The sequence below is a fragment of the Streptomyces sp. NPDC041200 genome (assembly GCF_055591805.1).
Map to the genome: position 1 here is coordinate 233,436 of NZ_JBVIZF010000011.1, position 9,696 is coordinate 243,131.

Below are 9,696 nucleotides of genomic sequence, written 5' to 3' on the forward strand. Positions count from 1 at the left end.
TCTCCTCACGGGGTGGTGGGGGCGGCGTGCTCGGCGAGTACGCCGGTGTGCTTGCGCTGCACGAACCAGTAGTAGGTGAAGCCGCCGAGCGCGACCACGCCGATGAACAGCACCGCGCCCCAGCGCAGATACCAGTGCTGCGGGCCGCTCGCGTTGTAGACCTGGGCGCGCGGCCAGGCGAGGTTGACGGACATCGCGACGCCCCACAGCACGGCCAGCGCGTTGACCGGCACACCGAACCGGCCCAGCGAGAACCGGCCCTCGGCGGGCTGCCACCGTCCCCTCATTCGTCGCGCCAGCATGGGCAGGGTGACCAGCAGGTACGCCAGGTAGATCATGATGATCGCGATGCTGGTGACCACCGAGAAGATCTGCGGCTGGTTGATGTTGATGACCAGGATCCCGACCGCCACCAGGCCGATCAGGACCGCCGGGAGCACCGGTGTCTGGAAGCGCGGATGGACATGGGCGAGCCGGGAGCCGCCGGGCAGGTTGTTGTCCCGCGCCATGGCGAACATCAGCCGGATGCTGGCGGTGTGCACGGCCAGCGCGCACACCGTGATCGCGACGACCACGCACCACAGCATGATCTCGCCCATGGTGTGCCCGAGGGTGGACAGCACCACGTACTGCAGACCGTCCTCGGCCAGCTGTCTCGCGTGCAGGTTCTCCACCGCCATCAGGGCGAACAGCAGGATGAACCCGCCGATCAGGAACGACGCGACCAGCGCCCGCAGAATCGCGCGCGGCGCGTTGCGGCCCGGGTCCACGGACTCCTCGCCGAGCGACGAGGCCGTGTCGAAGCCGTACATCACGTACGCGGAGGCGAGCGAGGCGGTCAGGAACGCGCCGAAGTAGCCCAGCGACTGGCCCTCGCTTCGGCCGAAGGTGTCCAGCACGACGGACGGGCCGCGGGTGAAGTGCGCGGCCAGCAGCAGGATCAGCACGATCGCGGCGACCAGCTCGATGGCCACCCCGGCCGAGTTGATACGGGCCATCAGCTTCACCCCGAAGCCGTTCACCAGGGTCGTGAAAAGGACCAGGATCGAGCCGAGCACGACCGCGTTGGCCGCCCGCTCGGCGCCGCTGCTCCCGTCGCCGATGAACTGGAACCACGCGGAGATCTGCGGCAGCGTGATCTGGTACGCGAGCGCCACCGCCGCCAGCGACACCATCGAGGCGGTCATCATCATCCAGCCGCCCAGCCAGCCGACGTGCGGGCCGCCCAGCAGCTTGGACCAGTTGTAGACCGACCCCGCCACCGGATAGCGGCCCGCCAGCTCGCAGAAGCACAACGCCACCATCAGCTGGCCGAGGAACACCATCGGCCACGACCACCAGTACGCCGGGCCGCCGTGGGTCACGCCGAAGTAGAACAGCTGGAAGGTGCCGGTGAGGATGGAGATGTAGCTGATCCCGGCGGCGAAGGTGTGGAAGTTGCCGAGCGTGCGCTTGAGTTCCGGCCGGTAGCCGAGTTCCGCGAGCGAGTCGTCGTCGTGTGCCGTGTCCCGGCGGGGGCCGGGGCGGGGTGGCTCGGTGGGATCGGCCGCCGTCACGTGAACCACCGCTGGGGGCGGGGCGCGGTGTTGCGCCAGATGTGCTTGGTCTCCTGGTACTCGTGCAGCCCCGCGGGGCCCAGCTCCCGGCCGATGCCCGACTGCTTCATCCCGCCCCACTCGGCCTGCGGGACGTACGGGTGGAAGTCGTTGATCCAGACCGTTCCGGCGCGCAGCCGCGACGCCACCCGCTGCGCCTTCTCCGCGTCCTGCGTCCACACCGCGCCCGCCAGGCCGTACACCGTGTCATTGGCGAGCGCCAGCGCCTCGTCCTCGTCCCGGAACCGCTCCACGGTGAGCACCGGGCCGAACGACTCCTCCTGCACCACCCTCATGTCCGGAGTGCAGTCGTCCAGCACCGTGGGCAGGTAGTAGTGGCCGCCCGCGAGCGACGGCTCGTCGGGCGGCGACCCGCCACAGCGCAGCACCGCGCCCTCGTCGATGCCCGCCGCCACGTAACTCGCCACCTTGTCGCGGTGCGCGGCCGAGATCAGCGGGCCGGTGCGGGCGTTCTCGTCGAACGGGCCACCGAGCCGGATCGCCCTCGCGCGCGCCACCACCTCGTCCACGAACGCGTCGTGCAGCTGCTCCTGGACCAGCAGCCTGGCCCCCGCCGAGCACACCTGGCCGGAGTGCAGGAACACGGCCGTCAGCGCGTAGTCCACGGCCGTGTCGAAGTCGGAGTCGGTGAAGACGATGTTCGGGTTCTTGCCGCCCAGCTCCAGGGCGAGCTTCTTTACGGTGGTCGCGGCCGCCGCCATGATCCACCGGCCGGTCACCACCCCGCCGGTGAACGACACCATGTCCACCCGCTCGTCCGTGACCAGCGGCGCCCCGGCCGTCGACCCGGCCCCCAGCACGAGGTTGGCCGCGCCCGGCGGCACCCCCGCCTCGCTGAGCAGCCGCATCAGCCCGATCGCGGTGTGCGGGGTCAGCTCGCTGGGCTTGAGGACGAACGTGTTCCCGGCGGCCAGCGCGGGCGCCACCTTCCAGGCCGTCTGCAGCAGCGGATAGTTCCACGGCGTGATCAGGGCACACACCCCGACCGGTTCACGCACCACCCTGCTGTCGATCTCCGGACTGCCCGTGTCCAGTACCCGGTCCGCGCCACCGGCGGCGACGAGATGACCGAAGTAGCGGAAGCACCCGGCGATGTCGTCGAGGTCGTACTCGCTCTCCACCAGCCGCTTCCCCGTGTCCAGGGACTCGGCCCGGGCCAGATTCGCCTTGTCGCGCTCCAGCAGATCGGCCACGCGCAGCAGCAGCCGCCCCCGCTCCGTGGCCGGGGTGCCCGGCCACGGCCCCCGGTCGAACGCGTCCCGCGCCGCCGCGACCGCCATGGCCACGTCCTTCGCCCCGGCCTCGTCCACGGAGGCCACCAGGGCCCCGTCCGCCGGGCAGCGGATCTCCCGCGTCTGTCCGTCGAGGGCGGCGGTCCACTGTCCGCCGATGAACAGCTCCGGCATAGTGCCCCCCTTTGCTGGGGTTCCCCGGCCAGTCCACACCCCGAGCGTAAGCGCCCCAGGTCGCCCCCGCACGACGTACGCCCCCCGCTTGGCACCGGCGGCGCGCGCGTGCGGCCCGTGGAACCGGCACGCCGACACCCAGCCCGGCCGGGCCAGATGTCCGGCCCTCGCTCGGGCTGGCCCCGGCCGCGCGCCCGACGCGCGTCTGCCGCCCTGCCGGGCGCTCCGCCCACCTCGACCGCCCACCTCGACGCCCGCCCACCTCGACGCCCGCGCCGCCGACGGCCGCCGCCACTGCGGGCCGCGAGCCGGTGGCCCGTACCCGCCCCGCCCCCGGGAGGGCGGGGGCGCCCTGCTCCCGACCGAAGCCTCCGTGTGGAGGCCCATGGGCCAGCGCGCCGCCTGCTCCCGGTCCGTGCCGGACGCCCGGCGCCCGGCCGCCGCCGCCTCGCCCACCCCGGCCGTGCGCCCGGCGTGCGGCTGCCGCCCCGGTGGCCCGGCGCGCTGGGCGGCACGGCCTGTTCCCCTTCGTCCTGGGGGGGCGTCGCATGGCCCCGGCCCGGTCGTGCGGGTTGAGGCCGCGGGGCGGGGTGCCCCTGTTTTCGTCCGCCGTTTCCGGGGCGTGGCGGAGGCTCAGCGTCCGGATGCTGGTGTCGGTCGCGTGTCCCTCCGGGGGAGTCCCGGGTGGGGGAGACCACCCGGTGGGGGAGTGGCGCAGGTGGCGGGGAGAATCCTCGGCATGGTGTACGACCCCGACGCGCCCCGCGTCCTCGCCGACGAACTGCTCGCCGCCCTCGACCCCTTGCCCTATCCGCGGCGCATGCGGGAGCTGGCCCTGCGGGTGCGGGCGGCCAGTGCGCGGGGGCAACTGGCCGGGCTGGTGGAGGAGCTGGCCGGGCGTGGGGGGTACGAGCGACGGCTGGCCGCCGCGGCGGCCGCCATCGGCGGGCGGACCGGCCATCTGGAGACGCTGCTCACCGACCCCGACCCGCTGGTGCGTAGCCACGCCCTGCGGGCCCGGGTCCGGGACGAGGCGCTGGAGGCGGCGTTCGAGGACGCGCCCGCCGCCGTACGGCGCCAGCTCATCCGGGCCGTCGTCGCCCAGCGCCGCACCGCGCTCGCCGACCGGCTCGTCGAGCCGCTGCGGGAGCGCTGGGGCGACGGCGAGGCGGCGCGGCTGCTGCCGGGGTGCGGGGCGGACACCGTCGTACGGCTGCTGCCCCTGGTGTTCCACGCGGTCGGCAGCTGGCGGCCGCTCACCACCCGCCACCCCGCCGCGGTCCTCGACGAGGCCGAGCGGCAGCTGACCGCGCTGCCCGAGGCGCTGCGCGCGGGCTGGTGGCAGCGGTACGCGTCCGGCGTGGCGCTCGCCGCCCGCGCCGAGCCGGACCGCGTGCTGGACCTGCTGGAGCGGCGGTGCCACAGCGCACTGGAGCCTGCCCTGTGGCACCGGCTCGGCACACTGGTGGCCGCCGACCCCGGCCGTACGCTCGATCTGCTGCTCACGCCCGAGCACACCCACCTGCTGCGCGGCGGCCCGCATGGCCGGGGGCTGGAACGGGCCGTGCTGCGCCGTCTCGTGACGGCCGACCCGGCCGAACTCGACGCCCTGGGGCGAGAGCTGGCGCACGACGCCGAGCCCCTGGCGCGGCTGCTGGCCGCCCTGCCGCCCGCCCGCCGCGCCGCCTTCTTCGACGCCGCCACCGCCGACCGCGACCCCGCCCACGCCGTCCTGGCCCCCGCCGTCCTCGACGCCCTGCCGCGCCCGCGCCGCCAGGAGGAGGCGCGCCGCATGGCCACGCAGGCGCGCGAGCGCGGCGCGCACTGGACCACGGTGCTCGAAGCGGTCGCGTATCTGCCGGTCGAGGAGGCGCGCGACGAGCTGCTGGCCGCCACCCGCCGCCCCGCCGCGGACGACCGCGCCACCGCCTACCCGCTGCTGATCCGCAACGCCACCCGCTCCGGCGACCCCGACGCCGTCACCGCGCTGCTGCGGCAGCTGGAACGGCTGCGCAACGAACAGGACCCGGTGCGCCACGCCGCGCTCGGCGCGCTCGCCACCATCCCGCCCGCGCTGTTCACCGACGACGCCGCCGAACCCCTCGACCGGGTCGCCACCGACGCCATCCAGGCCCGCGACTCCTCCGCCGGCACCCGCCGCGCGCTGCGCCGCCTCGCCGTCGCGCTGCTGCGCGAACACGCCGTCACCGGGCGGCGCGAACTGCTCGGCTGGGGCTTGCGCACCGTCACCCGGCTCGCGGGCAGCGTCGGCGCCGCCGACCTCGGCCGCCTCGACCACCGGCTGCGGCGCGGTCAGGAACACGCCGTCTTCGAGGCGTTGCGCCCCTGGCTGGAGGCGGGCGCCGAACGCGTCGACCACGAGCTGACGTTCGCCCTCGCCCGCTCCCTCGGACGGCGCGCACACACCCTGCCCGAGCTGCAGGAACTGCTGTGGCAGGCCATCGCGTTCGGCCGTGGCGAAACCGCCCGCACCGCCATCGCCCTGTGGCTGGAGCCGCCCCGCGAACGGGACGCCCGGGTGGCCGAACTCCTCGCCCAGGAGCCCTCCGCCGCCGTCCTGCCGCCGGTCCTGGCGGTGCTCACCCGGCGCCGCACCGACCTGCTCGACGTCGCGCTCGGCGACACCCCGCCGTACGGGCGCTTCCTCACCCACGGCACCCACTGGACGCCGCCCACCGGCCGGGACGCCGCCCGCTGGCTGCCCCGTCAACAGGCCGCCGCCGCCCGCCTCCTGGCCAAGGCCGCCGCCGACACCGCCCTGCCGCCACCCGAACGCGCCTCCGCCATCGCCCGCGCCGCGCCGCTCGACGAGGGCGCGCCGCTGGTCAGGATGTGGGCCGCCGCCGATGACGTGGTGCTCGCCGAGACCGCGCTCGCCGCCCTGCCCCGGACCCGCCGTCCCGGGGACGCCCTGCCCCTCCTGCTCGCCCACGCGGGCGGCGACCGCGCGCGGGTGGCGGTGTACGCGGCGGCCAGGGCCGCCCGGTACGTCGCGCCGTCCCGGCTGGACCGGCTCATCCGGGGCGTCCTCGCGCCCGACGGGGTCGCCACCGCCGTACCGTCCGTCCCGCCCAAGGTCACCAGCCGCAAGGAGGCCGCCCGGCTCGCCGCCGCCCACCTCCCCGCCTCCGACGCGGCCACCCTCCTCGCCGACGCCCAAGGGCTCCCCGGCCAGCACCCCGACGTCCAGGCCGTCTGCGTCCGCTTCGCGGCCCGGCTGCTCGGCACCAAGCGCGCCTGGGAACTGCTGTCGGCCGCCGCCGGCGGACGCCGCGAACTGCGCCACGCCGTGCTGCGCACCCTCCCGCTCGACCTCCCCGAACTCCACCGCGAGCGCTACGCCCAGCTCATCCGCGTCGTCTGCGACACCGAGGACCCCGAAGTGGCCGCCTCCGGCCACGCCGCGCTCGCCCGCTGGTCGCCCTGGGCGCCGGACGCGGCGGCGCTGCTGGTCGCGGCCGTCACCGACCTCGGCAACCGGTCGAGCTGGCGGTCCGCCGCCGACGCCCTGCTCGCCCTCATGGCCGCCGCGCCCGACGGCACCTCCGAGGACAACCCCCTCGCCTGGGCGCTCGCCGCCCTCGTCACCGCCGACGCCCGCACCGGCATGCCCGACGCCGAACCCGACCGGGACCGGCCCGCCCGCCAGCGCATCCGGCACCTGGCCGCCCAGCTCGCCCAGCGCGGGCGGGTCCGGCCGCGCGAGATGCGGCGCCACGCGCTCGGCGCCGCCGAACTCCTCGCCGGGTACGAGACGTTCGTCCCCGAGGCCGCCCAGGTCCTCGTCCACGCCCTCGACCTGGACGCCCGGCCGAGCACGCTCACCGCGGCCCTCGCCCGCCTCGCCCGGCTGCACGCCTCCCGCCCCGCGCTCGCCGCCCGCACCGCCGACGTCCTGCGCGACCGGCTCACCGCCGCCGCGCGGCCCGGCGGACGGGAGGGGCTGCTGCGCGCCGCGACGCAGCTGGAGGAGGACGGCGGACACGCCGCCGGGCTCTTCGCCGCCGTCCTCACGGGCGTCGGCGGCCCCCGTACGGAATGGGCGGAGCCCTGGCGGGAACGGGTGCGGGGCTTGCGGCAGCATCCGCACCCGGATGTGCGGGACGCGGCGTTGCGGCTGACGACGGCGGGGGAGTAGTTCTACGTGCTCTCGCGCCAGGCCCCGGCGCCGTAGTCGTACCCGTACGCGGGGCGGCCCTTGACGCCGCTGGTGCGGAACGGCGCGCCGCCGTCGTCGATCCGCACCGTCCCGGCGCGGTCCCCGCTCGTCCACTCCAGCTCCAGGTACCAGCGGCAGTCGCAGCCCGCCGTACGGGCGTTGACCAGCAGCACCTCGGGGTCCGACGCGGAGACGCGATACGGGAAGCGGACAGCGGGGATCGGCTCGCCCTCGTCGTTGCCGTCGGTGGGGCGCGCCCGGGGGCGGGCGGCGTCCAGGTCGACGGAGAAGGCGCGCGGGGTGAGGGCGCCGCCGCAGCCGTTCTCCATGGCGTACGACGACCAGGCGAGCGGCGTACGGCGCCCCACGACCCGTACGTGCAGGGCGCGCAGCACGACCGCCGACTCCGCCCGCCCCTGGACGGTCACCTCGACGTTGGTGGTGCCGCCGTGCACCGCGTCGTGGGCGGCGGCCCAGGCGGGGGCGTCCTGCTCGGTGGGCGGCGGGGCGACGTCGGCGGGCGGCCGGTCGATGAGGTAGCGGTGGTCGCAGCCGTTCTCCCAGACGTGGGAGCGGGTGCCGAGGGTGAGCGGGAGGCGGGCGGCCCCGGGCGGCCCGGACGCCGGGGGCGAGGACGCCGTTCCGCCGCCGCGCCGCCCCGGCGTCCCACTGTGCGGCGCGCCCGACCGCGCCGCGTCGCCGGTCTCCTCCCGCTCCAGACGGCCACGGGCGGTGGGTCCGGTGGTGGGCGGGCGCGTCGCGGGCGCTTTCGGCGTCGCGGTGGCCGCCGGGGGTGAGACGGCGGTGTGGTTCCTCGGCCCGCTCCCGCCGGACGACGACCGCACCTCCACGGCCGTGACGGCGAGGACGACGACGGCCGCCGCGCCCGCCACCAGCGCCCACGGCCGAGTACGCCAGGCCGGGCGCCCCGCCCCGGCTGGCGCCACGTCATCCGGAACGCTCCGCAACCGCCCCTGCCCCGGCCCCCCGCCTGCCCCCGCCGTCGGTACCCCCGTCAACCACCGGGCCCGGGCGCTTCCCGGGATGCCCGGCGTCCGGCCCCCGTCTGGTGCGGCCCGCCGCTGGGCGGCGGCTTGGGGGCGGTCCGCGTCCCGCTTCGCTGCCTCCCCAGCGGCGGCTGACGCGGCCTCGGCAGGGCGACCGGTGGGGGCGGCGGAGCTGGGCTCGGCCTCGGCGGGGGCCAGCTCCGTGCCCCGTGGGGGGCCGTCCTGGCGGGGCACCGCGGCGGCCCGGCCCGTGGAGCGGCGGGCGTCGGCCAGGAGCCAGCGGTGGTGGAGGGCGAGCAGTTCGTCCGGGGTCGCGCCGCACAGGCGGGCTAAGCGCTCCACCGGGGCGTAGTCCGTGGGGACCGCGTCGCCGTTGCAGTAGCGGTGCAGCGTGGACGTGCTGACGTGCAGACGGGTGGCCAGGGCCCCGTAACTGCGGCCCGAGCGCTCCTTCAGCGCGCGCAGGCTCTCCGCGAACCGCTCGACCTCATCGGCTCCATCGACCCCATCGGCTCCATCGCCCCCATCAACTCTGCCCACCGGCCCGTCCCCCATTTCCCTCTGCCCCTTCCCGCGGCCGCGTTCGAGGGCGTCGCCATTCCCCCAAGTCAGCGTACGTGCAGGCATTCCCGCGTCCCGGATGCCACGCTTCCCGTAGCGGTGGCGGCGCGGTGCCGCGCAGTCTTGGGCTGCCGTCGTGAGTTTGGCGGTTTTTCCACCACATGCGAAGCGAGGAGCCCTTTCCATGCGTATGTCCGCGCACACACTCCGCACCGCCGGCCTCGGCGCCCTGACCGCGGCCGCCCTCCTGGCCGGGTCCGCGACCGCGACCGCCGCCCCGGGCACGCCCGGCCACCTCGTACCGAAGGAGCTGCCGCCGCACCCGTCGTCGGACTGGTACGCGAGCGACGTCACCCCGGGGCTGCCCGAGAACGTCCCCTTCTGCGTCGAGGGCACGCTGCCCTCGGCCGGGGCCACCCATCGGACCTTCTGGACCGAGTACGACACGAGCGCGAGCCAGGTCGTGGTCAAGGCCGCCACCGTGGACGCCGCCCGCAAGCTCGCCGCGGCCGCCGAGAAGAAGGTACGGAACTGCGCCGCCGACTGGGAGCGCGACTACCCCGGGGGCACGGCGTCCTGGCGGGACTACGGCACGCTCCCGGCCGAGGACGGCGCCCATGTGTACGGCGTCCACACCTCGTACCCGGACTCGGAGCCGGGGATCCACCTCTACGGGGTGGGGCGGGACGGGCGGACCGTCACCGTCGTCGAGTGGGGCGAGATGGGGAACTACGAACACGCGCCGGTCGACGCGTTCCGGCGGACGACCACCACGGCGGTCGTGAAGCTGCACCACCCGTAGCACCCGTGACCCCCCGGGGGGTGCGCGTCGCCGCCGCCGGGGAGGGCACTCGTCCCCAGGGGGTGTCTTGCCGATCATGCCGGGCTCCCGACGCCTGGCACGGCACCTCGCGGCCCCGCGCTCG

General features: G+C 76.0%; 5 protein-coding genes. 2 read left to right on the top strand and 3 right to left on the bottom strand.

From position 1 onward, the window contains the following. Positions 1–5 precede the first annotated feature (5 nt). Positions 6–1,556 (bottom strand): APC family permease, encoded by a 1,551-nt coding sequence (locus ACZ6CL_RS24730; protein ID WP_468938831.1) that lies wholly within the window; start codon positions 1,554–1,556, stop codon positions 6–8. Then, positions 1,553–3,022 carry an aldehyde dehydrogenase family protein gene (locus ACZ6CL_RS24735; RefSeq protein ID WP_468938833.1) on the bottom strand — a complete coding sequence of 490 codons (1,470 nt, stop codon included), beginning with the start codon at positions 3,020–3,022 and terminating at the stop codon, positions 1,553–1,555. The genes ACZ6CL_RS24730 and ACZ6CL_RS24735 overlap by 4 nt, the downstream gene beginning before the upstream one ends. Positions 3,023–3,761: 739 nt before the next feature. Between ACZ6CL_RS24735 and ACZ6CL_RS24740 the strand changes: the two genes are divergently transcribed. Continuing rightward, on the top strand, positions 3,762–7,181 hold the full coding sequence (locus ACZ6CL_RS24740) for a hypothetical protein (RefSeq protein ID WP_468938836.1): 3,420 nt from the start codon (positions 3,762–3,764) through the stop codon (positions 7,179–7,181). Positions 7,182–7,183: 2 nt separating this feature from the next. On the opposite strand, the gene ACZ6CL_RS24745 is transcribed toward ACZ6CL_RS24740, so the two are convergent. Then, positions 7,184–8,749 carry a helix-turn-helix domain-containing protein gene (locus ACZ6CL_RS24745; protein WP_468938838.1) on the bottom strand — a complete coding sequence of 522 codons (1,566 nt, stop codon included), beginning with the start codon at positions 8,747–8,749 and terminating at the stop codon, positions 7,184–7,186. A 205-nt stretch (positions 8,750–8,954) separates the two neighbouring features. Between ACZ6CL_RS24745 and ACZ6CL_RS24750 the strand changes: the two genes are divergently transcribed. After that, positions 8,955–9,572, top strand: a complete 618-nt coding sequence (locus ACZ6CL_RS24750) for a hypothetical protein (RefSeq protein WP_468938840.1) — start codon at positions 8,955–8,957, stop codon at positions 9,570–9,572. Positions 9,573–9,696 lie beyond the last annotated feature (124 nt).